Origin of the sequence: Mesorhizobium sp. M0870, from assembly GCF_040319775.1 — a bacterium.
Taxonomy (GTDB): Bacteria; Pseudomonadota; Alphaproteobacteria; order Rhizobiales; family Rhizobiaceae; genus Mesorhizobium.
In genome coordinates this window covers 151,953-177,831 of the sequence record NZ_JAMYOI010000010.1, presented here as the reverse complement: position 1 = coordinate 177,831, position 25,879 = coordinate 151,953, and the positions used below count along the sequence as shown (strand labels likewise).

21 protein-coding genes are annotated in these 25,879 nt (G+C 62.9%); 12 read left to right on the top strand and 9 right to left on the bottom strand.

What is annotated here, in order from left to right; all coding sequences use genetic code 11:
- The first annotated feature begins 50 nt into the window (after nt 1-50).
- From NKH97_RS14815 to NKH97_RS14800, 4 genes are read left to right on the top strand one after another with little or no spacing between them, the layout of a single operon-like run.
- Nucleotides 51-428, top strand: a complete 378-nt coding sequence (locus NKH97_RS14815; RefSeq protein WP_352797581.1) for a lasso peptide biosynthesis B2 protein — start codon at nt 51-53, stop codon at nt 426-428.
- Nucleotides 425-2,347 (top strand): lasso peptide isopeptide bond-forming cyclase, encoded by a 1,923-nt coding sequence (locus NKH97_RS14810; RefSeq protein ID WP_352439761.1) that lies wholly within the window; start codon nt 425-427, stop codon nt 2,345-2,347. The genes NKH97_RS14815 and NKH97_RS14810 overlap by 4 nt, the downstream gene beginning before the upstream one ends.
- On the top strand, nt 2,344-3,330 hold the full coding sequence (locus NKH97_RS14805) for a phosphoenolpyruvate carboxykinase (ATP) (protein WP_352439762.1): 987 nt from the start codon (nt 2,344-2,346) through the stop codon (nt 3,328-3,330). Before NKH97_RS14810 ends, NKH97_RS14805 begins: the two co-directional genes overlap by 4 nt.
- A gap of 8 nt (nt 3,331-3,338) precedes the next feature.
- Nucleotides 3,339-5,180, top strand: coding sequence for an ABC transporter ATP-binding protein (locus NKH97_RS14800; protein WP_352439763.1), 1,842 nt, complete (start codon nt 3,339-3,341; stop codon nt 5,178-5,180).
- A 97-nt stretch (nt 5,181-5,277) separates the two neighbouring features.
- Here the strand turns inward: NKH97_RS14800 and NKH97_RS14795 are convergent, their stop codons facing one another.
- Entirely contained in the window at nt 5,278-5,553 is a 276-nt protein-coding gene (locus NKH97_RS14795; RefSeq protein ID WP_023811582.1) for an exopolysaccharide production repressor protein, read from the bottom strand.
- Between the two features lie 601 nt (nt 5,554-6,154).
- Between NKH97_RS14795 and NKH97_RS14790 the strand changes: the two genes are divergently transcribed.
- Both NKH97_RS14790 and NKH97_RS14785 read left to right on the top strand, forming a co-directional pair.
- Entirely contained in the window at nt 6,155-6,832 is a 678-nt protein-coding gene (locus NKH97_RS14790; protein ID WP_023811581.1) for a sugar transferase, read from the top strand.
- A 100-nt stretch (nt 6,833-6,932) separates the two neighbouring features.
- The gene (locus NKH97_RS14785) at nt 6,933-8,198 is read left to right on the top strand and encodes a polysaccharide biosynthesis/export family protein (RefSeq protein WP_164892842.1); all 1,266 of its coding nucleotides are present in this window, start codon (nt 6,933-6,935) and stop codon (nt 8,196-8,198) included.
- A 355-nt stretch (nt 8,199-8,553) separates the two neighbouring features.
- Here NKH97_RS14785 and NKH97_RS14780 read toward each other — a convergent pair whose 3' ends face one another.
- The 5 genes from NKH97_RS14780 to NKH97_RS14760 form a co-directional block, all read right to left on the bottom strand.
- Nucleotides 8,554-9,867: an O-antigen ligase family protein gene (locus tag NKH97_RS14780; protein WP_127289871.1), complete on the bottom strand. Its 1,314-nt coding sequence runs from the start codon at nt 9,865-9,867 to the stop codon at nt 8,554-8,556.
- Between the two features lie 201 nt (nt 9,868-10,068).
- On the bottom strand, nt 10,069-10,896 hold the full coding sequence (locus tag NKH97_RS14775) for an SDR family NAD(P)-dependent oxidoreductase (protein ID WP_352797574.1): 828 nt from the start codon (nt 10,894-10,896) through the stop codon (nt 10,069-10,071).
- Nucleotides 10,897-10,984: 88 nt separating this feature from the next.
- Entirely contained in the window at nt 10,985-11,479 is a 495-nt protein-coding gene (locus NKH97_RS14770; protein ID WP_352797571.1) for an acetone carboxylase subunit gamma, read from the bottom strand.
- Nucleotides 11,476-13,680, bottom strand: a complete 2,205-nt coding sequence (locus NKH97_RS14765; protein ID WP_352612481.1) for a hydantoinase B/oxoprolinase family protein — start codon at nt 13,678-13,680, stop codon at nt 11,476-11,478. Before NKH97_RS14765 ends, NKH97_RS14770 begins: the two co-directional genes overlap by 4 nt.
- A 13-nt stretch (nt 13,681-13,693) precedes the next feature.
- Nucleotides 13,694-15,853, bottom strand: coding sequence for a hydantoinase/oxoprolinase family protein (locus NKH97_RS14760; protein WP_352612479.1), 2,160 nt, complete (start codon nt 15,851-15,853; stop codon nt 13,694-13,696).
- A 112-nt stretch (nt 15,854-15,965) separates the two neighbouring features.
- On the opposite strand from NKH97_RS14760, the gene NKH97_RS14755 reads away from it, so the two are divergent.
- A complete protein-coding gene (locus NKH97_RS14755) occupies nt 15,966-16,742 on the top strand; it encodes a helix-turn-helix transcriptional regulator (protein ID WP_352612477.1) in 777 nt (258 codons plus the stop codon).
- 49 nt (nt 16,743-16,791) lie between these two features.
- On the opposite strand, the gene NKH97_RS14750 is transcribed toward NKH97_RS14755, so the two are convergent.
- Together NKH97_RS14750 and NKH97_RS14745 are read right to left on the bottom strand one after the other, a co-directional pair.
- Entirely contained in the window at nt 16,792-17,067 is a 276-nt protein-coding gene (locus tag NKH97_RS14750; RefSeq protein ID WP_348625591.1) for a type II toxin-antitoxin system RelE/ParE family toxin, read from the bottom strand.
- Between the two features lie 20 nt (nt 17,068-17,087).
- Nucleotides 17,088-17,369 (bottom strand): type II toxin-antitoxin system ParD family antitoxin, encoded by a 282-nt coding sequence (locus NKH97_RS14745; RefSeq protein WP_023811572.1) that lies wholly within the window; start codon nt 17,367-17,369, stop codon nt 17,088-17,090.
- A 276-nt stretch (nt 17,370-17,645) separates the two neighbouring features.
- On the opposite strand from NKH97_RS14745, the gene NKH97_RS14740 reads away from it, so the two are divergent.
- From NKH97_RS14740 to NKH97_RS14730, 3 genes are all read left to right on the top strand, one after another.
- A complete protein-coding gene (locus NKH97_RS14740; protein ID WP_352612475.1) occupies nt 17,646-19,820 on the top strand; it encodes an alpha-ketoacid dehydrogenase subunit alpha/beta in 2,175 nt (724 codons plus the stop codon).
- 84 nt (nt 19,821-19,904) lie between these two features.
- On the top strand, nt 19,905-21,467 hold the full coding sequence (locus tag NKH97_RS14735; RefSeq protein ID WP_164892841.1) for an ABC transporter substrate-binding protein: 1,563 nt from the start codon (nt 19,905-19,907) through the stop codon (nt 21,465-21,467).
- Nucleotides 21,468-21,585: 118 nt separating this feature from the next.
- Entirely contained in the window at nt 21,586-22,815 is a 1,230-nt protein-coding gene (locus tag NKH97_RS14730) for an aminotransferase class III-fold pyridoxal phosphate-dependent enzyme (RefSeq protein WP_352612473.1), read from the top strand.
- Between the two features lie 33 nt (nt 22,816-22,848).
- Here NKH97_RS14730 and NKH97_RS14725 read toward each other — a convergent pair whose 3' ends face one another.
- The gene (locus NKH97_RS14725) at nt 22,849-23,586 is read right to left on the bottom strand and encodes a GntR family transcriptional regulator (protein WP_127289852.1); all 738 of its coding nucleotides are present in this window, start codon (nt 23,584-23,586) and stop codon (nt 22,849-22,851) included.
- A 130-nt stretch (nt 23,587-23,716) separates the two neighbouring features.
- Here NKH97_RS14725 and otnK point away from each other — a divergent pair, with 130 nt between their 5' ends.
- Both otnK and NKH97_RS14715 read left to right on the top strand, forming a co-directional pair.
- On the top strand, nt 23,717-25,093 hold the full coding sequence (gene otnK / locus NKH97_RS14720) for a 3-oxo-tetronate kinase (RefSeq protein ID WP_352797563.1): 1,377 nt from the start codon (nt 23,717-23,719) through the stop codon (nt 25,091-25,093).
- Nucleotides 25,093-25,731 (top strand): class II aldolase/adducin family protein, encoded by a 639-nt coding sequence (locus NKH97_RS14715; protein ID WP_352551171.1) that lies wholly within the window; start codon nt 25,093-25,095, stop codon nt 25,729-25,731. Before otnK ends, NKH97_RS14715 begins: the two co-directional genes overlap by 1 nt.
- Nucleotides 25,732-25,879: the final 148 nt, after the last annotated feature.

Here is a 25,879-nt window from a genome sequence, read left to right as displayed (position 1 = left end):
GCGGAAGCCGGCACGGGCTGGTCAGGATTTTCTCCCTGAGCGGCTCGGAAATGATCTTCCTTGGCCATTGCCTGCTTGTGGTGGCGACAGTTCGGCTGGGGCTGACCCTGCTGTCCTACAATCGTGTACGCAGCCTGGTGACGCGGCTCGACGCGCGGCAGTGCGCCTCGATGGGCGAACTGCGGCGTGTCGCCTGGGGTGTTGCCGCCGCGGCCCGTTCCGTCCCTTACGCTACGTGCCTGACCCAGGCGCTCTCCGGCCAGTATATTCTCGCCCGCCAAGGCAATGAATCGACGATACGCATCGGCATCGAACGTGGTACGGGCGAGCAGTTGAAAGCACATGCCTGGCTGGTCAGCGACAACCATATCGTGCTTGGCGGATCGATCGACGGCTTCGCCCATCTCGTCGACCACGGCAGCCGATGAGCGGCGTCGCCGGAATCCTGCTGCGCGGAGCACACGCACCGGCGGTCGCGGCGGCAGACATTCAGCAAATGCTGGCGCGCATGCGCCATCGCGGTCCCGACGGCGGTTCATGGTGGCTGGACACCAGCATCGCCCTTGGCCACGCCTGGCTCAACACATCGGATGAGGTCGGTCCAGGCCCTTTGACGATGGCTGGCGGCCGGCTCGCCATCACCGCCGATTGCCGGCTGGACAACCGTGACGAGTTGCTGGCCAGGCTCGGTATCCGCGACCAGTCGGTGGCCGACGCGATCGTGCTGATGCGGGCCTATCTGCGTTGGGGCGAAGCCTGTCCGGAGCATCTGCAAGGCGATTTCGCGTTCGCCATCTGGGATGACGAGCGGCAATCGCTGTTTTGCGCGCGAGATCATTTTGGCGTCAAGCCGTTCTACTACCACGCGGCGGACCGGCGTTTTGCCTTTGCGTCCGAGATCGGGCCGATCCTGGGCGTCGAAGGTATCCGCGCGCGTGTCAGCGAGCGCCAGATCTCCGGTTTCCTGGCCGGGCTTCCCGACGACCCGCAGTCGACCCCCTACAGCGATATATTCAGCCTGCCGGCCCGCCACAGCCTGACCGTTACCGCGCAACAGGTGATGTTGCGTCGATACTGGCAGATCGAGCCGTCGGCGCGGCCCTTGCGGTCGGATGCATCGGAGGAATTCGCCCATCTGTTCTCGCAATCGGTGCGCAGCCGCATGCGAGGGACCTCGGCAGTCGGCGCAATGCTGAGCGGCGGCCTCGATTCCTCATCTATCGCCTGTGTCGCCGGCCTGCAGAATGCCGCTGCGCGCAGGCCGAAGCTGCCGACCTTCTCGCTGATTTTCGAGAGGGGCTCGCCGATGGACGAGCGGCCCTTCATCGATGCCGTTCTCGACCAGCAGAAGGTCGACGCGACGCTGATCCCGGTCGGCAACTATGCCCCATTCGCCGAATTCGAACGCGTGCTGGAAGAACAGGAAGGAACGTTCCTGGCGCCGGGCCTGACGCTCACCCGCGGTATCTACCGGACTGCCGGCGCCAAGGGCATCAAGGTGCTGCTGGACGGCCATGGCGGCGACGAGGTCGTTTCCCAAGGCCATGGTCACCTGCACGAGCTTGCGAATGGCGGCCGATGGATGGATCTGTGGCGCGAGGTCCGCAGCGCCTCCAATACCTATGGCGACAGCACGCTTGGCCTTTATCTCCAGTTCCTGACCCTCTACGGGCCGGCCTGGCGCATCGCCAAGCTGAGGCATCTGGCCAACCGTGCCCTGAACAGGATCCGCAAGCCCGCGCACGCGCAGCGCGCACGAAGCTGGCGCGACCTGATCAATCCGGACCTTGCCAAGCGCACCGAGCTTGTCGACCGGTTTCACCGGGCCGGCTATATGCCGCCCGGCGTTCAGGCCAGCGACGCCTTGAGCCATCGCTGGATCCTGTCGAACGGCTATGTCCCGCATGCCTTCGAGGTTCTCGACAAGGCCGCCGCCAATTTCGGCGTCGAGCCGCGATACCCATTCTGGGACAAGCCGCTGGTCGAGTTCTGCCTGGCATTGCCGGGCGAGGAGAAGCTGAGCCACGGCTTTGGTCGCTATGTGCTGCGTCGCGCCATGCAAGGCGTATTGCCGGAGGCGGTGCAGTGGCGGCGCGACAAGATCGACTTCACCGCCAATCTCGTCAACGGCATGCTGCGCAACCATCGCGACCTCCTGGAACAGCTGCTGGTCTCGGATGCGAACCGCATCGCGCCTTATGTCAATCTGCCGCAAGTGAGTGCTGCCTATGCGCGACTGCTGCGCCAGCCCGATCAGGCAGCCCCCCTGGATGTCCAGTATGTCTGGCGCTCGGCCTCGCTGTCGCTCTGGCTGCGGCAACTCCAGCACGGCGGGAGCCCCACGTGATGCCGCGCAACGAGCCGCTCGCTCTATACAATGATGATGCCTTTTCACATGGCCGGGCCATGCGAGAACGCCGCTTCTACCGCGCCTATGGTCTGACCATCGCGTCGGAGGTGATGTTGCCCGAACTGCAGCCGGCGCCGCCGGGGGCGGCGGATCTCGTGATCGCTGTCGGCGCGATCGACCTGCCAAAGCCGGCGCCCGAAGCCGCGACCGATTTTCGCTTCGAGCCGGACCGGCAATATCTGGCTTGGCATGCTGTCGGTGCGTTCCTGATCAGCGATGACTGCCGCATCGACATAGAACCGGCACCCGGCGTCGACGATGCGCTGCTCGCGTTTCCGCTGCTCGGTCCGGTCATGGCGCTGCTCTTGCACCGGCGCGGCCTGCTTGTCCTGCATGCCAGTGCCATCGCCGCAGCCGGCACGAGCGCCATCTTCATGGGTGACAAGGGAGCCGGCAAGTCGACGACGGCAAGCGCGATGATCCGGGCCGGGCATCGACTGCTTACCGATGACGTGGTGGCGCTGGACCTTGCCAATCCGAGTGAGCCAATGACCGTTCCGGGCTTTCCGCAGATCAAGCTGGCGGCCGACGCCGCTGCGGCGATCTCGCTCGGGGGAGCGGAAGTGCGGCCGCAAGTGCATCCGGCGATCGACAAAATGCAGCATCGCCTGAACGGTGACTTTTCAGGCGACAAGGTGCCGGCGACCAGGATCTATGTCCTCGAGCGCGGCGAAAGGGCTGACATCACGCCCTTGCCCGCCATTGCCGCCCTGCCGGCCATCATCAAATTCTCCTATGTGACGCGCTTCGGCCGTGCGGCGCTGCCCGACGACTTCGCGGCGGCGCATCTTCAGCAATGTTCATGGATTGCTAACCATATCGGCGTGTACCGGCTGGAAGTCCCGACGGGCCTGGACAGGATCGGCGAAGCCGTGGAGCTGATCGAAAAGGATCTGTCGGCTGGCAGCCGGCGGCCGTGAGCACAACCATGTCGAAGCCAATCCTTCGCCTGTCGCTGTTTCGAGAAATTGCCGCATTCGGCGCCGCCATTGCCCGGATCGGCGGCCGGCGAACATGGACGGCGCTGTTCTTCCTCATCCTCGGCAGCCTGACCGAGGGCATCTCCATCCTGCTGCTCATCCCGCTGCTGCATCTGGTCGGACGCGCCGACCAGGATTTCGCTGTTCGGCTGCCCAACAATGATTTCGTGCGCTGGCTGGTGCCTGACGGCACGCTGCAGCTGACGACCGTGCTTTGCGCGCTGGTCGGGCTTGTTGCAGCGCAGGCGGCGTTCAATCGCTTCAAGTCGGTCTACATGGCCAAATTGCTGTTCGATTTCGTCAACCGCGTTCGCATGAACCTGTTCGAAAGCATCGGCAAGGCGCGCTGGGGCGTTTTTACCCACATGCGCAGTTCCGATCTCGATCATGCCCTGACCGGCGACATCGACCGCGTCCAGGGCGCGGCGTTCTCACTGCTGATGCTGGTGCAGATCGCCGTTCTTCTGGCTGGCTATCTCCTGGTTTCCATGTTCATCTCGCCGGTCATGACGCTATTTGCCGTCGTCATCGGCATGCTGATGTTCGTGGCGCTGCGGCCCTTCCGGGCACGGGCCACTGCCTTCGGCCGTGTGCTGACCGCCAATCGCCAGGATCAGTACCGGACGGTCTCGGAATTTCTCGGCGGCATCAAGGTGGCCAAGAGCCTGAATGTCGAGGACAGCTATTTCGCGCAGCTGCGGTCGACGCTTGAAAGGATGAAGGCCGACAACATCGACTATGTGCGCAACAGCACCATCGGCACCGCGGTATTCCAGGTGGCGAGCGTGGTGGGCCTGAGCCTGTTCATCTATGTGGCTTTGGTCCGCTTCAACCTGTCGCTGGCCGAGATCGTCGTCCTGCTCCTGGTCTTCATGCGCATCGCGCCGCGCTTCATGGACATGCAGACGCAAGCCCAGCAAGTGCTGATCAACCTGCCCGCCTTTACGGCAATGCGCAGCCTGCAGGCACGTTTCGACGCCGAACGCGAACCAGGCCATACCGAGTTCGCCGACGCCGGGACACTCTCCCTCAATACGGGATTGAATATTCGCGGTGTCTCCTTCGCCTACGGAGATGCTGGCGCCAAGATGGTGGTGAGCGGCATCACCTTCGGCCTGCCGGCCGGCAAGGTCACCGCCCTGATCGGCCCGTCCGGATCGGGCAAGAGCACGATCGCCGATATGCTGCTTGGCCTGCTGGAGCCTACCACCGGCATGATGCTTGTCGACGGCGTCGAGATCGATGCCAGCAATCGCCGTCGCTGGCGCGACCAGGTGGCCTATGTGCCGCAGGACGTGTTCCTCCTGCACGACACGATCGCGGCGAACCTGCGCCTTGCCGCGCCACGGGCCAGCGATGGCGACCTGTGGGCCGCGCTGCATCAGGCGCACGCCGGCGAGTTTGTCGAACGGCTCGACCTCAGGCTCGAGACGGTGGTCGGCGATCGCGGCGTGCGGCTTTCGGGCGGCGAACGCCAGCGCATCGCGCTCGCACGCGCGCTGCTGCGCAAGCCGTCGCTGCTCATCCTGGACGAGGCGACCAGCGCGCTCGACTGGCAGAACCAGTCGCTGATCGTCAGGTCGATCGACGGATTGCGCGGCACGATGACGATCCTGACCATCGCGCACCGGCCGTCGATGATCGCCTTCGCCGACTGGGTGGTGGCGATGGAAAACGGCCGTATCGTCGAGGTCGGCCAATATCAGCGGCTGAAGGAAAAAACCGGCAGCCGGTTGTCGAGGATGCTGTCGGGGGAACAGTCAGAGAGCGAACCCGCCGATGTCGCGTGAGCCGGCGACCAAGACGCGCCGAAACGGATTCACGCGGCGCCTGGTCTCTTGTTTCGAAGCATGCCTCCAAACCGGGGGCAGGTTTGAGCAATCTGCATCAATGCAGGCCGCGCCTGGCACCGCCCAGCTTCTCGCTTTCGGCGACCTCTGGTGCGTTCAGTTTGCGCTCGGCGTCACGGGCTATGTCGGCAGGCGTCGGAGCGCTCCTGGCGATCATGGTGTAGATGAGCACGAAATAGCCGGCCTGAATGATCACGGCGCAGATGATGACGCGCACCAATATCGTGCCTATCGACGCACCGCCCAGCCAGGACCAGCCGACGACGATCGCCAGAGCGAAAATCATCCCGAGGATGAATTTTGGAAGTGCCATGCCCAACAGCCCATAAACCGGCTCGGGTATTTATCACGATTGCCCCACCCGAGCGCCGTCCCTTGTCATGTGGGCTTGTTAAGGTCGCCCACTCTCGACCGGTTGCTTCCGGCCTTTTCCACCTGTCGTCACCGTGACAGGTATAATTTGCAATTCTATTAAGGCGAGCAATAGGCGGCAAGGGCAACTTCGGATATTTTTGATCGAGCTTTTGCGATCGACTCTGCCATGCTGCAATGCACGCGACGGGAGCTAAGCCGATCTGCTCTCCTCGGCATTTTCAGTAAGATAGACAATATTAAGTAGTATTTTATACGGTTTTCACCATGCATTAGGGCAGGATAAAGCACTAGTTTGCAGCTTGCCTTGACAGATAGGTAGGTCTGCCTAAAAACGGCCCCACAAAGGCCCCTATTTTTTCGGCCGTGCCCATTTATTGTCACAAATGTGCTAAATACGCCGAAATTTGTGCATGACAAGCTTATTATTTAGTCAATTCATGACGTGACTATTTCAATGGGGTGGTAAATTGTGTGTTGCGCTGCAACATTTTTTTGGTATCGTGCGCTGAACCATTCGTTCAACGCATGGAGTTTACGGCATGAGGGACGTTGCCAAGTCGGCCACGGCGAGCTTTTCGCAGGCTGACATCGATTTTCCGCCACCGATCGGCGGCTTGCTCAAACGCAGCTTCGATATCGCCGGTTCACTGATTGGATTGATCGCACTCAGCCCGCTGTTTGTCATGATAGCGCTGCTGGTCAAGTTTTCCGACGGCGGCTCGATTTTCTACGGTCACAGGCGAATTGGACGCGGCGGGCGGATTTTTCCTTGCCTGAAGTTCCGCACCATGGTTCCGGACGGCGACAGGGTATTGGCAACCTATCTCGCCACCAACCCGGACGCCAACGCGGAATGGATCGCCACCCGCAAGCTGAAGAACGATCCGCGCGTTACCCGTGTCGGAGCAGTGCTGAGGAAACTCAGCCTCGACGAGCTGCCGCAGATCATCAACATCCTGCAGGGCGACATGAGCCTTGTCGGCCCTCGTCCGGTCGTGCGCGACGAGCTGGAGATCTATGGCACGTCCGCCGTCTATTACCTGAAATCCCGCCCGGGCCTGACTGGCCTGTGGCAAGTCAGCGGCCGCAACGATGTGTCCTATGACAGCCGCGTCGCCTTCGATCGCCACTATGTCGAGAACTGGTCGCTGTTCGAGGACGTTCGCATCATCATCAAGACCGTCCCGGCCGTCTGGATGTCGCGCGGTTCTTACTGACCGGCCGGTGGCCAATGCCAGACATTGGCATCGGCCATTCGACGCAAGCTCATCGGGCGATGGGGCTATAGCGGATCGGAACGTTGAGTTGAAAACAGATTTGTTCGAAGCCTTTCGCAGCGGCCCGGATTCCGGCCGGCTGCGGCGGGCGCGTTTGCTGGCCACATGCCTTGCCATGGCGCTCGTCGTCCCGCATATCGCCGCCGCCGGCGACTATCGCCTCGGCTCGCAAGACAAGCTCACCATCCGCGTCGCCGAATGGCAGACCGTCGAAGGCACATTTCGTGACTGGTCGGCGGTGAATGGCGAGTACACGGTCGGTCCATCCGGTACGCTGTCGGTGCCGTTCGCCGGCGAGTTGCCGGCATCCGGCAAGACCACGTCCGAAATCGCGGCGGCGATCGGCGAGGCTTTGCAGAAAAAGCTCGCTTTGTCAGACCGACCGGAAGCCTCGGTCGAGATGGCGCAGTTCAGGCCATTCTACATTTCGGGCGAAGTCCAGAACCCAGGTCAATTTCCTTATGTCCCAGACCTGACGGTGTTGAAGGCGATCAGCGTCGCGGGCGGCATCAGGCGCAACGCCGATTACGGCCCCCAGCTCGGCAAGGACCTTGTCACCGCCAAGGGCATGTTCGACATCTCCGACGACCAGCGCATTCGACTGATCGTCAGGCGCGCCCGCATCGATGCGGACATGGCCGGCAAGGCGAGTTTCGACGTGCCGAAGGAAGTCGAGGGCGATCCAAGGCTGCCAGCCATCGTCGCGGACGAGATGACGATCCTGACGGCCGACCAAAAGGCGTTGAAGCTGAAACTCGAGGCGCTCGACGATCTGAAAGGTGTCTTAGAGTCCGAGATCGAATCGCTGCAGAAGAAGATCGTCAATCAGCAGCAGCAGGTCGACCTGGCGCAGCAGCAACTCGCCAGTATCGGTCCGCTGGCGCAAAAGGGCCTGATCGCCAATGCCCGTCTGCTGGATTCGCGCCAGTCCGTGGCCGACCTGCAGGGCAAGATCCTGGACTACGAAACCGCCATCCTCACCGCCAAGCAGGCGATCAGCAAGGCGAAGCAGGATGCTATCGATGCCCAGAACACCTTGAGTTCAAGTCTCGCCACTGACCGGCAGCAGACCGAAGCCGACCTGAACGAGGCCGCGTTGAAGGTGAACATGCAGAAAGGCCTGATAGCCCAGGCCAGCGATCCCGCGATGGCGGCCGCTATAACAAACGATCAGCAACCTACCCTGCTCTATTCACTGGTGCGCAATCTCGATGGCAAGACCACCGAGATAGCCGCCAAGGAAGAAACCCCGGTGCTGCCTGGCGATGTGATCAAGGTCAAGCTGGCGCCGCTGGCCAGCCAGTAGACTTGCTAAGCGCTGAGCGGTTCATCATTTACAGAAATGCAGAACCGCTTCATACGCTCGTCGCCTTCTGTGAGCGGATGGTCCGCGGATATTCCCATTTGCACGTTCTGAGATTGGTTTTCGCGGCGCCGTAACTGGAAGTGCCGGCCGGACGCGCTGGCGCTTCTGGAGCACGGCTTTTGGACAGTAACAGCTGCGCGCCGGACGTCCTGGTCGCTCGGCGCACGCGAGTCTGACAATCCAGCGTTTCAGTCTATTTCGCGGAGGCATGGATTTCCCGCCTCGCGCCCGGCCTGCTTGAGCCTTCGATCAGGGGAATTTGTATTGACGCGACTTCAGGTCCCGAGACGATAGCTCACGCCTGATCGGCGACCGCCGGACGGCCGGCATGCCGAGGCCAGTCAGCCTCGCCCCCGGCCGCGTCAGCCGGCTCGGGACGCGGCGACCGCCGCCTGCGGGTAACGGGCAGCCGCGCCAGCTTGAAGAAGCTGAAATACATCAGGAAAGAACCCATGATGTAGGGGTTGAGAATCTCGACCTCGACGAAGGAGCGGATCAGCAGCAGCACCATCACGCCGAAAAGGATCACCGAGTCCGCCTGCCATGCCTTGAAGATCACCGCCGAGACGTGGCCGTAGAGCGTGCGCAGCATGATCAGCGACACCAGCGTCGCTCCGACGAAGCCGAGTTCGACGAGGGCCTCGATGTAGGTGTTGTGGAAGTGAAAGCCGGTGCGGGTGGTGATGTAGAATTCGTTCCACAGCCGCTCGGCTTCAGCGAAGCCCTGCACCCAATAGGCGGCATAGCCGACGCCGAGAATCGGCGATTTCTGCACCGTGTTCCAGCCTTGCTCCCAAAGATAGGTTCGCCCGGTGAGCGTCGAATCCTTGCCGAAGAGGCCGAGGACGAAGTCCATCAGCCCGAGATTCAAGGCGACGAAGGCCGTCACGACCAGCAGGCCGGCGCCGATCAGGAAGATGACCCGGCGATAGCGGCGTGACAGAAGTTTGCTCATCGCAAGAAGCGCCACCAGCGCCAGAACCGCGGGTATCGAGGCCATCGAGGTGGCGGAATGCGAGGCGACCAGTACATAGGCCGACAGCAGCACGACGGGCACCGCCAGTATGAAGCTCAGCCGGCCGCGTCTGTAGAACGCAAGGAAGACAACGCAGAAATAGATGCCAAGCGAGCCGACAAAGCCGATCTGATTCTTGGAGGCGAAGGCGCCGACGAAGTTCACGGTGCCGTCGAGGACATCCTCGGAATAATTCCCGACCTTCACAGAATAGAGAAGGACGACGAATATCCCGACCAGCGCCCCTATGGTCAACGTGCGCACGCTGACGGTGCGCGCAGCTATGTAGGCGCAGGCAATATGGGAAAAATACTGGACCGACGTCCTTGCGGTGACGCCGGGAGCCTGCGACCAGAAAACCGAGAAGCAGACATAGGCCGCAAACAGCAGCGGCAGCCAGGCGCTGGACAGATGTCGCAAAAACCGCCGGTAGTCGACCAGGATGAGCGGAAGCCAGACCGCATAGTAGGCCAGGATCAGCACCTGGCCGAAAATGACCGAATAGGAAAACGCCCAGATCGAGACGACTACGGCAAAGGCGCCATAGACCGAATTCTTCTCGGGATCGATCAGCAGGGACTTTGGAATCTTCATCTCAGAGTCTCGCCGACACGACCCAGGGCCGGCAAGCCATGAGCCGGCCGGAATCTTCGCAAATATGGGCGTGCAATAAACGGCGTCTCCATTGTGCAGTGCAATATAACCTATTGCGCCCGGCGCTCAATGGCAAATCCGGTCACCTTGTCTTACAGCGAGGCATCTGCGGAGAGATCAGCTGGTTGCGCGTCCGAGACGCTACCAAAGCGCTCCGCCGGTGATCTGGATGTTCTCCATGGTGATGCCCTTGGCGAGATCCGAGCACAGGAATACCGCCAGAGCCGCAATCTCCTGCGGCTGCAGCATGCGCTGCTGCGGGTTGCCTTTGGCGATCTCGGCCCTCGCTTCCTCAGCGGTGCGCCCCTTGCCTTCGCGCTCGACGACCTGCGCCACATTGCGGCGCATCAGTTCGGTCTCGACCCAGGTCGGGCTGATCATGACACAGGTGACGCCATGCGCTGCCCCTTCCAGCGCCACGCAGCGTGTGAGGCCGAGAAGGCCGGCCTTGGACGCGCAGTAGGCTGGGTTGTCCTTCCAGCCGACCGAGGCGGCGGTTGAGCCGATGTTGACGATGCGGCCCCAGCCGCGCTCAATCATGCCCGGCAGCACGGCGCGGGTGGCACGGAAGGCGCCTGTCAGGTTGGTGTCGACGATCTTGTCCCACAGCGCGTCGGAATGGCCGCAGACCGGCTGCTCGGCGGTGGTGCCGGCAGCGTTGACCAGAATGTCGGCCGGCCCGATGGCCGCTTCGGCTTCCGCAACAAAACGGTTGGTGACGTCGCTGTCGCGGACGTCGAGATGGGCGGCGTGGACCCTGGTGCCGTGGGCGGCGAGAGCCGTACGCACGCGCTCGATCTCGTCCGCGCCTGGATAGTAGGCGGCATCGGACCTGTCAGAGCTGGCCGGCGCGATGTAGGAGCCGACGGCGACATTGGCGCCGACTTCAGCCAAAGCCGTGGCAATGGCAAAGCCCATGCCCGAGAACCCACCGGTAACGATGGCGCTACGGCCGGAAAGGTTTGTCATGGCGCACGGTCTCCACTTCGTTCCGGGCAGGCAATCAGGCCTGACCGGATTTGGCAATCACACCGGCGCAGCCTCCATCGCCAGCGTTTCATGTTTGCTGGAGCGGTTTGCCTAACCATTCGCGATAGAAGCCTTCGACGTCGGGCTCGAAATCGTGGACGATGGGATAGCCAGGTGCCGCCGCTTCCACCTCGTGCAGCGTGCCGCACTGCGGGCAGATGAACTCGCGGATTTCCATCCATTCGGGATCGGGGAGATCACTGTTGGGATAGATTTCGCGCAGCGCCTCCTCGGTGTTGCGCACGTTGATCGCAGCCTTGAGCTTCCAGTTCTTGCGATAGTCGCCGAAGGAGTGGCCGCATTCACAGCGGGTTATCCGCTCATCGCCGCTCTGGCAGATGAACAGATGGTCCGAGACCGGCAGCAGGATCGGGTCCTTCCAGGCAACGCGATCCTGATAGACGGCAACCATCTTGAAGAAACGGTCATCGTCCTTGTAGGCACTCATGATCCGCCTTGTCTGTGGCCAAGGCAGCTTGCCTGCGGCCAGATCGCCCAGGACTTCCTTGCTGTACGAGGTCATGGTTTTGCTCCCGGCATGAAGATCGATCTGGCATCGACGTTCCAGAACTCGCTGAATTCGCTGGTGAAGCGCGGCGACAGCTTGATCGCGCTGGCGTACATTTTCTTCACCTCGGGGGCGAAATCGGCCTTTTTGACGCGGCCGCGCTCCTTGGCGATCCAATCCGCCACCGGTACTGCTTTCGCCAGACGCTGCTTGCGCATGGCGGCGCGGCGCTCGACCGTGGCGTCGATATCGGCGATGGGATAACCGTCCTCATCGTCCTTCAGCACGATGCCGAACACCTGGTCCGCCGCTTGCCGGGTGAGAAAGCCGTTCTCGACATCCCAGGCCGTCTTGATCGGATCGCGCTCCAGAACGTCGCCGTAACCGCCGCCGCCATTGTAGGAATGGCTGAAGATGTCGCCGGACTTGTGCGGCGAGGTGATGTAGGGGCCCTCGACCACGACATGGTCGCCACCGATGTTCCGCTCGTAGTCGGAGACATGCGGATCGATGCCGGGCGCATGCGCCAGCGGTTCGCCTTTTGCGGCGAGTTCGTGAATGTCTGAGTTGCGCACCGCGCGATGCTTCTGGCAGGTCGGCGCCGGATAGCCGCCGCACATGCCGGCGTTGTCGAACACACGCGAGGAGTGCTCGGAGGTGTGGAGCCGCAGATGCGAGGTCTTGTTGATCAGCCAGGTCGAGACGAAGGAACAGCCGCCGCGATATTTGCCGGCACCGCCGGAATTCGGCACGATCGAGCGGCCGATATAGACCATCGGCATCGACTGTTCCCAGACCTCGATGTTGCCCATGTCGGATTCCGGGTTCCAGCCGACATAGGCGGTGTCGAGACCATCCTTGATGGCGAGCGCGCCGGAGCCGGCGGCGGCGCATTCAAAATGGGCCATGCCGAACGGCGTGCCGTACTGGCTCTCGCCACCCATTTCGATCATAGGACTGTTGACCTGGCCGACAAAGGCCTCCTCGACGAAGCCGCGGGCGATGAAGCCGCGCGACAGCAGGCGCTGGAAGACGCCATAGGCTGGCAGCAGCAGCGCCCACGAGGTGGCGGTCGCCACCATCTCGTTGTCGGGGTTGGTCCAGGTGCCGTGCGGCAGTTTCAGTTCGGTTGCCATCCAGGCGCCGTCATTGACCAGCCCTTCGAAATTCATGTGCTGGGTCAGCGTCACGAACATGCCGCCATCCATGCCGGCCGGCGTGCAGTTCATCGAATGGTAGCCCCAGGGCTGCGTGCCCTCGAAGTCCATGGTGATCTTGCCGTCGGTGGTGATCTCCATCTCGATCGGGATATTATAGAGCCAGTCGGGATCGCCGAGCAGCTGGAAGCCGGGCTTTCCCGCCGTGACATGGCCGTAAAAAGTGTGGCCGCGATAGATGCCGGGCACGGTAAGCTGGCGGGTGCGGGCGAGCTGGGCGCGGCGGCCTTCCTCGATGAACTCCTTCGAGACCTTCATCCAGTAGTCTAGGCCGATCTCCGAGATCAGCTGCTTGACGCTTTCGCGCATGTCGATGCAGGAGGCGACCTTGGCCTTTTCGTCCAGCACCCAGTAGATCGGCATGCGCAGATTACGTTCGCAGCGGATGACGTAGTCGCGGCGGATCTCGTCATTCTCGCCGATCTTCTCGGCGCAGACGAACAGACCCTCGGTGAAGCGCTCCTGCGCCAGACACACGTCGCCGCCCGGCGTGATGCCGCCGGCTTCCAGCTCGTGGCAGACAGCGCCGGCCCAGCCGACCAGCGTGCCTTCATGGAAGATCGGCACGACGTCCATGACGTCGGGCACCTGCACGGTGCCTATGAAGGCATCGTTGTTGGCGAAGATGTCGCCTTCGCGGATGCGAGGGTTGTCCTCGTAGCCGTTTTTGATCATCCATTTGATGAAGCGGCTCATCGTATGGACATGCACCATGATGCCGTTGGAGAGCGCAATGGCGTCGCCCTCGGGCGTGTAGATGGCGACCACCATTTCGCCGACCTCTCGCACGCCGGGGGAAGCCGAGATGCGGCGGGCCATTTCGCGTGCCGAGACGCAATAGGCGCGCAGCTTGGTGTGCAGCGTCTCGAATTTCAGCGGATCCTGGTTGCGCAGCGTGAGTTCCGTGATGCCGTCATAGCAGCCGGTTTCCTCCATCAGCCGCTCGGAATCGAGCAGTCTTTCGCGAAGGCGCAGGGCCGAGGCAGGTTTGTCCAACATGGCGGTCGCCCTCTCAAGCGTGGGTATAGTGCAGCAGCGTCCATTCATCGACGTGGATGCGGTCCTGCGGATGAACGACGAGCGTGGTGGCGGGATGTTCGATGATGGCCGGGCCGATGACTTCGTGGCCTGGCTGCAAAAGGTCCATCTCGTAGAGATTGGCCTTGTGCCAGCGCCCGCCAATATAGGCCTCGCGCACACCCTTGTGGGCGGCTGCCGGATCCGACTTGCCGAGCGGTCGCTTGAACAGCACCGGCTTGACCTTGTCGGCGGTGGCGATCAGCCCGAGTTCGGTGATGGTGAAGCCGGCCTCGCCATAGCGCGACACGCGATGGTTGACCTTGGCATAGACCGCCTCGAACTCGTCGATAACCCTACGCATGTCGTCGGCCGAATCGACCTTGGCAAGCGGCGCCATGACCTCGACGTCCTCGAGCTGGCCGGTGTAGCGCATCATCAGGAACGGCACGGTCCTGATCTTCTCCCTGGCATGGCCGTCGGCGATCATCTCGTCGACCGCGGCCCTGGTCAGGTCGTCCCAGACAGTGGTGACCTTGGCGCCGAAGGCGGCCAGCGTAGCCTCGTCGGCACGTGACGGGATGTCGTGCTGGGTGGAGACGGAATGACGCCGCATGAAATCGGCCGTGGTGCAGCCGAAGGCGGAGAAGGCGGCCGCAAACTGGAAGGTGATGATGTCCTTGAAGCCGATGCCCCTGGAGCAGCCGGCCAGATGCAACGGGCCGGAGCCGCCATAGGACAGCAGTGTGAATTCCGAGGGGTGGATGCCTTGCCCGGAAATGACCCGGCGCAGCGCGTTGTTGGCATCGGACTCCAGCATGTCGATCATGCCTTCGGCGGCTTCCTCCAGCCCGACGCCAAGGATGTCGGAGCATTTCTCCTGGAAGGCGCGGCGGGCCTTTTCGACCTGCAGCACGACCTTCCCGCCCAGGAAATAGTGTGGGTTGAGGCGGCCGAGAATGGCGTCGCAGTCGGCGATGGTCGGCTCGGTGCCGCCCCTGGCGAAGCAGATCGGACCCGGATCGGCGCCCGCACTTTCAGGCCCGAGCGAAACTTTCTTGGTCAGCGGGTCGACCTTGAGGATCATGCCGGCGCCGGCGCCGATCGTGTCGAGATGCAACGTCGGCACGTTGAGCTTGAAACGGTCCATCAGCGGCTCGTTCTCGATCCGGGTCTGGCCGCGCGTGATGACGCCCATGTCGAAAGAGGTGCCGCCCATATCCGAGCAGATCAGTGAGTCGTTGCCGATCAGCTTGCCGACATAGGCAGCGCCCAGAATGCCGCCGATCGGGCCGGAGATCATGGTTTCATGCAGGCGCGGATGGTTGATCGAGGTCAGGCCGCCGAAGGAGAGCAGCGTCTGCACGCCATACTTGAAGCCGTATTTCTTCGAGACGTCCTCGATACCCCTAAGTTGCTTGCGGCCACGCGAAGTCGCGTAGGCCTCGATCAGCACCGAGTTCAGCCGTGACTGCTCACGGATGACCGGACGAACCTCGTGGCTGGTGTAGACGATGATGTCAGCGCCGGCCTCCTCCACCTCTTCGCGGCAAATCTCGGCGATGCGCTTCTCGTGCACGGGATTGACGTGCGAGAAGATGGTCATGATGCAGATCGCTTCGACCTTGTCGGCGATCAGTTTTTTGGCGGCGATGGAGACCTCGTGTTCGTAGAGCGGCAGCACGATGTCGCCGAACTGGTCGATGCGCTCGGTGACGCCATGCGTGCGGCGGCGCGGCACCAGCGGATCGGGATGATGATGGGTGACCGCATGCAGCCGGTCGGCATAGGAATAGTCGGCCCAGGCCTGCAGTCCGCGGCCCATCAGGATCATGTCCTCGAGGCCCTTGGTGGTGATCAGGCCGAGCCGGCGGCCGGTGCGCGACAACAGCGTGTTGAGCATGCCGGTGCCGGAATAGAGCACGACATTGACGCCGGAAAACAGTGATTCCAGCGAGATGCCCCAGGCATCCGCCGCGTCCTCAGCAGACGCGAGGAAGCCCTCGGCTTCGTTCTTCGGCGTGGTCGCCGACTTGCCGATCTTGAAGTGGCCGTCCTGATCGACAAGGATCGTGTCGGTCATGGTGCCGCCGGCGTCGATGCCGATGACAATTGGATTGCCGACGATGGGGGCGGTGAGATTGGGTTGGGTCACGGTCGCCTCGGGATCTGGTCTAGGTTGACGCCAGGCTAGATTCGACAGGCGGCTTCGCGCCATATGCCTAAAGACACAATGACGGCTGGGCTGACATCGCCGAGAAAAGGGCATGCGCATGGACAATATCTGGGCGCCGCTCGCCAAAGCGATCGCCGCCACCGGCACCGACAGGCATGTCGACTGCCTGATCGACCTGATCGGCGCCGACATCGAGCACGACCTCGTCACGGTGACGCGCTATTCGGCGACGCAGACGCCGGAATTCGTCAAGCACCGGCGCTTCTCGGATGAAATGGTCCGGCGCTATCTCGACAACTACTACGTCTTCGACCCGTTCTATGCCTCGTGGCGGCGCGAGCGAAGGCTGGGCATCATGCCGCTGAAGCGGCTCGCCGACGACGAGGCCAAGCGCGGCCAGTACATTGCCGGCTTCCTGGCACAGTCGGAGATCTGCGACGAGGTCGGCATCATGCTGGCCGATGGCGGTGACTGGTGCCTCGGCATCTTCCTCGATCGCTCGACCGCTTCTTTCAAGGACAGCGAGATCGCCCTGCTGGACGAGCGGCTGCCGGTGTTCGAGGCGCTGCATGCGCTCGACATCAAGGCGCGCGGAACCGAATTCTCCCGCACATCGGCACCGACCAGCCCCGGCGCCTCGCCCCGGCAGGAGCCGACCATTCCGGCCAGCCTGTGGCCGGAGCTGTCGCTGCGCGAGCGGGAGCTGGTCCAGTTGATCCTCGCCGGCCACCCGACGGCGAACATCGCCGAGCGCCTCGGCATCACCGTCGGCACGGTCAAGAACCACCGCCGGCGTATCTACGAGAAGCGCGACATCACCACCGAGCGGGAATTGTTTTTGCAGTTCTTCCAGCATCTGGTCGACTGACAGCCGGGGTTCGGACAGCTAGGCGGTTTACGCTTTTTCCCGTTGCAGGTTAGAGCTCATCCTCCCAATTGGCGCCGCCATAGAACACACGGAAAATCACCACTTGGTCGGATTCCACTGTAAAGGTCACCGTTACACGGCGCTCAAAACCGACAACCCGAAGCCCCGGCCGCAGATCGTCACGGCGTGTTCCGCGCTCCGAGGCGTAGTCGAGACCCTGGCAGTAGGCTTCGATACGCTCGATATAGCGTATGGCCGTGACGTTGCCGGCGGCGATCTCGATGGTGTCGTATATCCATCTTAAGTCCGCTAGGGCTTCCGGCAACAGAACAATATGCCGGCGCTTCACACATCCCTCTTAAAGCGGGCGGCGTGGTGAGCGCGGATGTCGTCAAAAGCCTGGTTGGCTGGGATAACTCGGGAAGGGTCTGCCTTCCATCTGTCATAGGTCGGCACGACTTCCTCGCGCAGCCAACGCTCTACGGCCGCGTCGCGCTCTTGCAGGGCACGAAGCCCGGCGCGGATCACTTCACTGCTGGTCGCATAGGTTCCTGATTCAACGAGACGGTCGATGAAAGCAGCCTGCTCTGTTGGCAGGCTGAAGGTGCGCTTTTCGGTGGCAGCCATGATTTCTCCTATAATGTCGGTGTGATTATATCATACCAATATCGAATAGCGTTAGAAAATCTGTCGGGCGAAGAACCGACATGGGGCCTGCTAGCAGTCTCAAAATTCCTCTTGCGGAACCGCGCCGTCCCGGCTTAGTCTCTGCCTCTTCACAAAAATGAAATTTAATTCCATTTGTGTGCAAACCTTCTAGCCAGCATCGTGCCCCAGGAAAAATGAACGGCCTAATCGACTGAGACAATATTTGATATATCATCTACCAGAACGGAAATAGACATGGTCCAGCAGACATCGATCCAGCCATCGGCGCCCTGGTTGCGGCTAGAGGTTGACGATTCGGACTGGAACGACGCCGAGGTTTCGGGCCTGGTGCGCTGGTACCACCAGATGCTGCTCATCCGCCGTTTCGAGGAAAAAGTGCTCGATCTCGCCAATGCGGGGCTGGTGCATGGTCCGGCGCATGCCAGCATCGGCCAGGAGGCGACGGCGGTCGGCGCCATGTCCGTGCTCGGCACCGGTGACCGCATCAACGGCACCCACCGCGCCCATCACCAGGTGCTGGCCAAGCTTGTCAACGCGCAGACGCCCGGCGGATTCGACCCGCTGCATGACGCTTTCAACCCGGACATGCAGGGCTCGGTGCGCGGCCTGATGGCCGAGATCATGGGCCTCAAGTCAGGCTATTGCGGCGGCCGTGGCGGCTCGATGCATATGCGCGACGATAGCTCAGGGATTCCTGGCACCAGCGCCATCATCGGTGGCAACCTGCCGCATGCGGCAGGCTACGCGCTGGCCGACAAGCTGCTCGGAACCGGCAACATCTCGGTCGCCTTCTTCGGCGACGGTACGATGATGGCAGGGCCGGCCTACGAGGCAATGAACATTGCCGCGCTCTACCGGCTGCCGGTGATCTTTTTCGCCGAAAACAATCTCTATGCCGTCTCGACGCACATCAATGAGCAGACGCGCGAGACGCGGCTGGCCTCGCGCGGACCTATGCTCGGCTTTCGCGGCATCGAATGCGACGGCATGGATGTGGTGGCGGTCCATCACGCCATGCGCGAGGCGCGCCGGACGATCGAGGAAGACGGCGGCCCGGTGCTGGTCGAGGCGCTCTGCTACCGCTTCCTGCATCAGAGCGGCGCCCGCCCGGGCAGCGAATTCGGCTACCGCACGCGGGCCGAAGAGGACGCCTGGAAAGCGCGCGACCCGCTTGCCACCATGGCGGCTCGCCTGAAGACGATGGGCATCCTGAACGATTCGGACCTCGGCACACTCGACCAGCGCGTCATGGAGGTGGTCAACACCGCTGCCGATTCGCTGACCGAAATGAGCGGCAACGCGCTGCGCATTCCTGATCATCTGTGGCCGGACCCAAGCGACGTCGACAACCAGATCCGCGGCGATCTTTCCGAACTGAAGAGCGAGCGCTTCCTCGAGATCGAGGACGTGCCGCCGGCCGAGACCAAGCCGGTCAAATTCATGGTTGCCGCGTCCGAGGTCATCGCTCGCGCCATGGAGCAGGATCCGCGCATCATCATCATGGGCGAGGACGTGCACCGGCTGCGCGGCGGCGTTTCGGGCGCCACAAAAGGTGCGCTGGAACGCTGGCCGGAGCGCGTGCTGGCGATGCCGATCGCCGAGAACGGTTTTGTCGGGGTGGCGCTGGGTGCGGCGCTTTGCGGCTTGCGGCCGATCGTCGAGATCATGTTCGGCGACTTCTGCCTGGTTGCCGCCGACCAGCTGTTCAACGCGGTCAGCAAGGTGCGTCACATGTTCGGCGGCGGTTTTCCGGTGCCCATCGTGGTCAGGGTGCGCGTCTCGCCGCACACCGGCTACGGCTCGCAGCATTCGGGTGATCCGTCCGGCCTGTTCGCCCTGTTTCCCGGCTGGCGCATCGTCGCGCCGACGACGCCCTTCGACTATATCGGCCTGATGAATTCAGCGTTGAAATGCGACGATCCGGTCGTCGTCATCGAGCATGTCGAACTGTTCCCGAGCGAAGGCCCTGTGCCTGCGGACGACCGCGACTATTGCGTGCGGCTCGGCAAGGCGAAGATAGTCAGGCCGGGCAGCGCCTGCACACTGCTCACCAGCGCCAGCATGGTTGCCGTCGCCAGACAGGTGGTCGAGGAGACCGGCGCCGATGCCGAGATCATCGACCTGCGCAGCCTCGACCCGACCGGGCTCGACTGGCCGCTGGTGGAAGCCTCGATCCGCAAGACCAACCGAGTGGCCGTCATCGAGCAGGTGCAGCGTGGGCTATCGCTTGGCGGACGACTGACACAGGAGATTCAGGATCGCGTGTTCGATTATCTCGATCACGAGATCCTGCATGTGACGGGAAGCCTTTCTGCTCCCGTCGTATCGGCCCCGCTCAACCGCGCCGCACTGGGCGGCGCTGAAAAGCTCAAGGCCGCGCTTCAATCCCTCACTGGCGTGGGCGGATAGAGCGAACGCATTGCCACAAAGATCCGACAAGAAAATGGGAGAACTGACATGACCATCCTACCGAGAAGCAAGACCAGAGCGACGATGCTGGCAGCCGTGCTGCTGGCCACCAGCGCCTTCTGGGCACCGGCCACGTTCGCGCAGGACAGCAAGCCGCTGGTCATCGCACGCAACATCGACCTCAACTCGCTCGACCCGCACCGCGCCTTCTGCGACACCTGCCAGATCTACAATTCCAGCGTCTATGAATCCCTGCTGACGCTCGACAAGGACAACAAGCTGATCCCACTGCTCGCCTCGAAGTGGGAAGGCAATGCCGACCAGAGCAGCTTCACCTTCACACTCGACCCGGCCGCCAAATTCTCGGACGGTTCGCCGGTTGAAGCCAAGGACGTCAAATGGTCCTGGGAGCGGCTGAAGAACCTCAAGGGCAGCGCCTCGTTCCTGATGGACAATGTCGCCTCGATCGAGACCCCGGACGCGCATACGGTGGTCGTCAAGATGGTCGCGCCGAGCTCCGAATTCCTCAACATCGCGGCGGCGCCCTACGCAGCGGTCGTCAACAGCAAGGTTGCTTCCGAAGCCGGCGCCAAGGCCGATGCGGAAGCCTCGACGACAGACAATGCCGAGGCCTGGTTCCTGGCGCATTCGGCCGGCAGCGCGCCGTTCGTGCTGAAATCCTATGAGCCCAATTCGGAGCTGCGGCTGGCACGCAACGACAAATACTGGCGCACGGCGCCGGCGCTGAGCGAAGTCGTCATCCGCCAGACCAAGGATGCGGTGGCGCAGGCGCAGATGCTGCAGAGCGGCACCGCCGACATCGCCATGCAGATCGACCCGGATACGGCCAAGACGATGACGGGCAGCGACGTGAAGATCGAGACCGTGCCGTCCTACAACTTCATCTATGTAGCGCTGTCGCCGGGCGCCAAGGCCAACAAGGTTCCGCTGACGCCCGAAGTGCGCGAGGCGATCTCGCTCGGCCTCGACCGTCCGAGCATCCTCGACTTCACCATCGGCTCCGAGGGCCAGTTGATCAGTGCGCCGATCCCGCTCGGCTTCCCCGGCGGTTCGGGCTTCGAGGCGCAGCCCTATGACGTCGCCAAGGCAAAGGAACTTCTGGCCAAGGCCGGACACGCCGACGGCTTCGAGATGGAAGCGGCGTTTCCCGGCATGAACGTCTACGGCGTCGACCTGTCGCTTCTGATGCAGAAGGTTCAGCAGGATCTGGCCAAGATCAACATCAAGCTCGATCTGCAGCCGATCCCCTTCGCCAACTGGCGCGAACGCGTCAATGGCGACGGCATCCCGATGACCGCGGTGTTCTACGCGCCGGACTATTACGGCACCTCGCAATACATCGATTATTTCGCCATGACCAAGGGCAGCCCGTGGGCACGCCGCGCCGGCGCGGAGCGCGACCCGTCGGTGCTCAACCCAAAGGAAGCGGATATCTACAAGGCAGCCCTCGCGGCGAGCGGCGACGAGGCTGCCAAGCTGTGGCACCAGGCCGGCGAGGAGATGATCAAGGACAGGATCATCCTGCCGCTGATCAGCCCGAACCTGATCCTGGCCTACAAGTCGGACGTCAAGGGCGTGCGCTACAGCGCCTGCTGCAACCTGCCGCTGGCGGAACTCAGCCACTGAGCGAAAGATGCGGGAGGCGGCCTGACGCCTCCCGTTTTCTCATCCTGGACGATCAGCAAATCCTGTTCTTCCAGCGCCAAACTCAATATATGATATATCAATGTACGGAGACCTCGCTATGCCTTCCCTGATCAACTCCAAGGACCAGTTGCTGCGCGAGCGTGCGGCCTCGGTCATTCCGGGCGGCATGTGGGGACACATGGCGACGCGCTATCTCGGCTCCGCCTATCCGCAGTTCTTCGAGCGCGCCGACGGCTGCCGGGTCTGGGACGTCGATGGGCGCGAATACATCGACCTGATGTGCAGTTGGGGGCCCAACATCCTCGGCCACCATCACCAGGCCGTCGAACAGGCAGCCGAGAAGCAACGTCGCCTGGGCGATGCGATGAACGGCCCGGGTGAAGTTCTGGTCGAGCTGGCGGAGTTGCTGGTCAAGACCGTCGCGCATGCCGACTGGGCAATGCTGCAGAAGAACGGCACCGACGCCACCACGGCCTGCGTGACAATCGCGCGTGCCGGCACCGGCCGGCGCAAGGTGCTGGTCGCGCGCGGCTCCTATCACGGCGCCGTGCCGTGGTGCACGCCTTCGCTCGCCGGCGTCACCGCCGAGGACCGCGCCCATCTCATCCATTTCGACTACAATGACGTTGCCGGCCTTGAGGCAGCCGTCGAGCAGGCCGGCAGCGATCTTGCCGCCGTCATCGTCACAGCTTTCCGCCACGACATCGCCCGAGATCAGGAATTGCCGACAGCCGCCTTCGCCAGACGGGCGCGCGAACTGATTACCGCCGCCGACGCGGCACTGATCGTCGACGATGTCAGGGCCGGCTTCCGCATCGACCTCGCCGGCAGCTGGGAGCCGCTCGGCGTACGGCCGGACCTTTCCGCCTTCTCGAAGGCTATCGCCAATGGTTATCCGCTGGCCGCCATCACCGGCACCGACCGGTTTCGCGAGGCCGCGACCAAGATCTATGTGACGGGTTCGTTCTGGTACGGCGCCGTCGCCATGGCCGCCGCGATCGCCACCATCAGCACGCTGCGCGATACCGACGCCATTGCCCGCATGACCGAAGCCGGCGACAGGCTGCGCTCAGGCCTCGACGCGGCAGCGAAGAAGCATGGCCTGTCGTTGCGCCAGACCGGTCCGGTGTCGATGCCGATGGTGCTGTTCGACGACGATGCCGAGTTCAAGCTGGCCAATGCCTTCTGCTCGGCCGCCTTGCGCGAAGGCGCCTATTTCCATCCCCGGCACAACATGTTCCTGAGCGCCGCGCACACCGCAAAAGACATAGATCTCGCCCTGCAGGCTGCCGATGCGGGCATGGCTGCCGCGGCGCAGGTGGCGTGACCGGCGCCGATGCGGTTCGGAGAAAAAGTTCGTTCAACCGGCGGCCGACACCAGTCGGCCGTTCTGCGCCGCGCGGCGCAGTTCCTCGGGCGTGACCGCACCGTCGTTCAGCCGCTCGAGCACCTTGACCAACAGGCGGCCGCCTTCGATCATGTCCTGCTGAATGCCCTTGCGCACGCCGTTCTCGTCACGGGCGCGCAGCGCGTCGAGAATGTCGAGATGCCGGTGGCGGCCGTCATAGGTCGGCCTCGCGTGCGGGTATTGATAGTTCACCAGCGGTCCGTTGCGCAGCCAGATGCCCTCGATGATGGCCAGCAACTCCGGCATTTGCGCCGCCTGGTAGATCGAGTGATGGAATTCCCAATTGTCGCGGACGGCTTCGAACCAGCGGCCATTGTCCTCGTTGGCAATCAGCTTGTCATGCACCGCGGCCAGACGGTCGATCTCGCGCGGCTCGATGCGCGTCGTTGCCGCGGCACCCGCCATGCCTTCGAGATGCAGCCGGATGCTCCGCAGTTCCAGATACTGGGCCAGCGACAACTGGGCGACGGTGATCGAACGGCCCGCCTCCATCTCCAGGCCTTTTTCGCGCACCAGCTGCATCAGCGCCTCGCGCACTGGTGTCTCAGACACCTGAAGGCTGGCGGCGAGGTCGCGGATCTTGAAGCGATGGCCCGGCCAGAAACGGCCTTCCATCATGGCGCGGCGAAGCTCCTCGTAGACACGCGTCGTCAGATTGTCGCGCGCGATCGGCGCGATAGAAGCAGTCACATCCGCTCTCCGTTCTTGCAGTCGCGCAGGCGGCGCCTGCGTCGCGGGGCTGTGTATATGATACCACGAATGGCCTGACCACCGACATGAGACAAGCCGCCCCGAAACCGGCAGACATGAGACGGGTAGCATGACCAGGTCGATGCCTTCCCTGCTGTTCGGCGCCATTGCCGACGATCTGACCGGCGGCACCGAGCTGGCGTCGATGCTGGTCGCGCGCGGCATTCCAACAGGATGCACGGTCGGACTGAGTGCGCCGATCCCATCAGGCAATCTTGCCCACGTGATCCTGCTGAAGACCCGCGTCATCGCGGCCAGCGATGCGGTGCGCCAGGTGCTGGAGGCCGCGGACCGGCTGGTTGCAGCGGGCGCGCGGCAGATCTTCTTCAAATACTGCGCTACCTTCGATTCCACGCCCGCCGGCAATATCGGCCCTTGCGCCGAGGCGCTGCTCGAGCGGCTTGGCGGCGGCGTCACGCTGTTCACCCCGGCGCTCTGCGAAACCGGCCGCACCGTTTATCAAGGGCATATGTTCGGTGGCGTCCAGTTGCTGGCAGAGTCGCCCAAGCGATTCGATCCGCTGACGCCGATGACCGATTCCAATCTGGTTCGCGTGCTGCAGACGCAGAGCAAGGGCAAGGCAGGGCTGGTGCCCTATCTCATTGTCGATGCCGGCGCCGTGGCGATCCGCAACGCCATACGAGAGCACAGTGCGCGCGGCGAGACGCTGCTGATCACCGACACGATCCGCGAGCGCGACCTGGCGGCGATCGCGGAAGCCGCCTTCGACCTGCCGCTGATGACCGGCAATTCCTCGGTCGCGGCGCATCTGCCGCCGGCCTGGCTGGCGCATGGGCTGGTGAATTCAGGCGACCTCGTTGCCGCCAGCCTGCCGGCCGTAAACGGCCCAGCGGCGGTGCTGGCCGGCAGCGTCGCCGATCGCACCATCGAACAGCTCGAGCGTTTTGCGCGCAACAATCCACTGCTGACGATCGACCTTGCCAGCGCCTTTGCCGGCGCCGATATCATGGCCGAAGCGCGTGCCTTTGCCGAGCGGCATTTGCCCGGTGCGATGATCGCCATTGCCACGACCGCGCCGCAAGCGACGGTCGAAGCGCTGCAGCAGGCGCACGGCCGCGATGTGGTGGCAGCAAGGGCGGAAGAGATCCTGGCCGGGATTGCACAGATTCTGGTGCGTGAACTCGGCGTCCGCCGGCTCGTCGTCGCCGGCGGCGAGACAGCCGGTTCGGTGGTCAAGGCGCTCGGCATCGACCGGATCGCCATGGGCGCCTATGAGGGCCCGGGACTGTCGCGCGCCATCGCCCACCTCCCCGACCTGCCATCCGATCCGCTGGCGCTGATGCTGAAATCGGGAAAGCTCGGCGGCCCGGATATTTTCGCCGACGTCCTGCAAGACATGACACGGGCGACCACCGTCGCGCCGGCGATCGATATATGGCCACCGGCAAAACCTGTCATGCGGCCAACCACAGGAAAGGCATCGTGATGGATACCGAGACTGCACGCGCCAGCCTGATCACCGCGACGCAGACGCTGGACGCTAGTGGGATGAATGTCGGCACCACCGGAAACATCAGCGTGCGCACGACAGCCGGCATGCTGATCACGCCGACGGGAATAGCCACGAGCGCCTTGCGGCCGGAGCAGATGGTGGCGATGCAGCTCGATGGAGCCTGGGACGGTGCGTTCAGGCCATCGAGCGAATGGGAAATGCACGCCGAGATCTACAAGGCCTTTCCCGAGGCCGGCGCCGTCGTCCATGCCCATCCCGACCATTGCGTGGCGCTATCGTGCCTGCGCGAGGGACTGCCGCTGTTCCATTACATGGTCGCGGGTTTCGGTGGCGATGATGTGCGCTGTTCGGACTATGCGCTGTTCGCGTCAAGCGACCTGGCCAAGGTTGCCGTCGTCGCGCTCAAGGACAGGTCGGCCTGCCTGCTCGCCAATCATGGCATGATCGCTTTCGGCGGCGATCTCGACATGGCGCTCATCCGCACCATCAAGCTCGAAACCTTGGCGCGGCAATATCTGCTGGCGCGCAGCGCCGGCACGCCGGTGCTCATCGAGGGCAGCGAACTCGCCGCCATTCGCGGGCGCTACAAGAGCTACGGCCAGCAGAAATAACCGGCCGAGCAATTCCAGGAAAAGTGTGAAGCGGTTTTCCCGGGAAAACCGCATAGCGCTTTCCCTTGGGAATAGCGCCAAAACAAGGAACGGCTCTTCGCGCTCTTGAATAGAGAACCACTCAGTCGACCCCACAAATGCGACGAGG

Excerpts from the sequence above, each read along its gene's own strand:
- NKH97_RS14815 (WP_352797581.1), top strand. The coding sequence starts at position 51 with ATGATCTTCCTTGGCCATTGCCTGCTTGTGGTGGCGACAGTTCGGCTG.
- NKH97_RS14810 (WP_352439761.1), top strand. The coding sequence starts at position 425 with ATGAGCGGCGTCGCCGGAATCCTGCTGCGCGGAGCACACGCACCGGCG.
- NKH97_RS14800 (WP_352439763.1), top strand. The coding sequence starts at position 3,339 with ATGTCGAAGCCAATCCTTCGCCTGTCGCTGTTTCGAGAAATTGCCGCA.
- NKH97_RS14795 (WP_023811582.1), bottom strand. The coding sequence starts at position 5,553 with ATGGCACTTCCAAAATTCATCCTCGGGATGATTTTCGCTCTGGCGATC.
- NKH97_RS14790 (WP_023811581.1), top strand. The coding sequence starts at position 6,155 with ATGAGGGACGTTGCCAAGTCGGCCACGGCGAGCTTTTCGCAGGCTGAC.
- NKH97_RS14780 (WP_127289871.1), bottom strand. The coding sequence starts at position 9,867 with ATGAAGATTCCAAAGTCCCTGCTGATCGATCCCGAGAAGAATTCGGTC.
- NKH97_RS14775 (WP_352797574.1), bottom strand. The coding sequence starts at position 10,896 with ATGACAAACCTTTCCGGCCGTAGCGCCATCGTTACCGGTGGGTTCTCG.
- NKH97_RS14770 (WP_352797571.1), bottom strand. The coding sequence starts at position 11,479 with ATGACCTCGTACAGCAAGGAAGTCCTGGGCGATCTGGCCGCAGGCAAG.
- NKH97_RS14765 (WP_352612481.1), bottom strand. The coding sequence starts at position 13,680 with ATGTTGGACAAACCTGCCTCGGCCCTGCGCCTTCGCGAAAGACTGCTC.
- NKH97_RS14755 (WP_352612477.1), top strand. The coding sequence starts at position 15,966 with ATGCGCATGGACAATATCTGGGCGCCGCTCGCCAAAGCGATCGCCGCC.
- NKH97_RS14745 (WP_023811572.1), bottom strand. The coding sequence starts at position 17,369 with ATGGCTGCCACCGAAAAGCGCACCTTCAGCCTGCCAACAGAGCAGGCT.
- NKH97_RS14740 (WP_352612475.1), top strand. The coding sequence starts at position 17,646 with ATGGTCCAGCAGACATCGATCCAGCCATCGGCGCCCTGGTTGCGGCTA.
- NKH97_RS14735 (WP_164892841.1), top strand. The coding sequence starts at position 19,905 with ATGCTGGCAGCCGTGCTGCTGGCCACCAGCGCCTTCTGGGCACCGGCC.
- NKH97_RS14730 (WP_352612473.1), top strand. The coding sequence starts at position 21,586 with ATGCCTTCCCTGATCAACTCCAAGGACCAGTTGCTGCGCGAGCGTGCG.
- otnK (WP_352797563.1), top strand. The coding sequence starts at position 23,717 with ATGACCAGGTCGATGCCTTCCCTGCTGTTCGGCGCCATTGCCGACGAT.
- NKH97_RS14715 (WP_352551171.1), top strand. The coding sequence starts at position 25,093 with ATGGATACCGAGACTGCACGCGCCAGCCTGATCACCGCGACGCAGACG.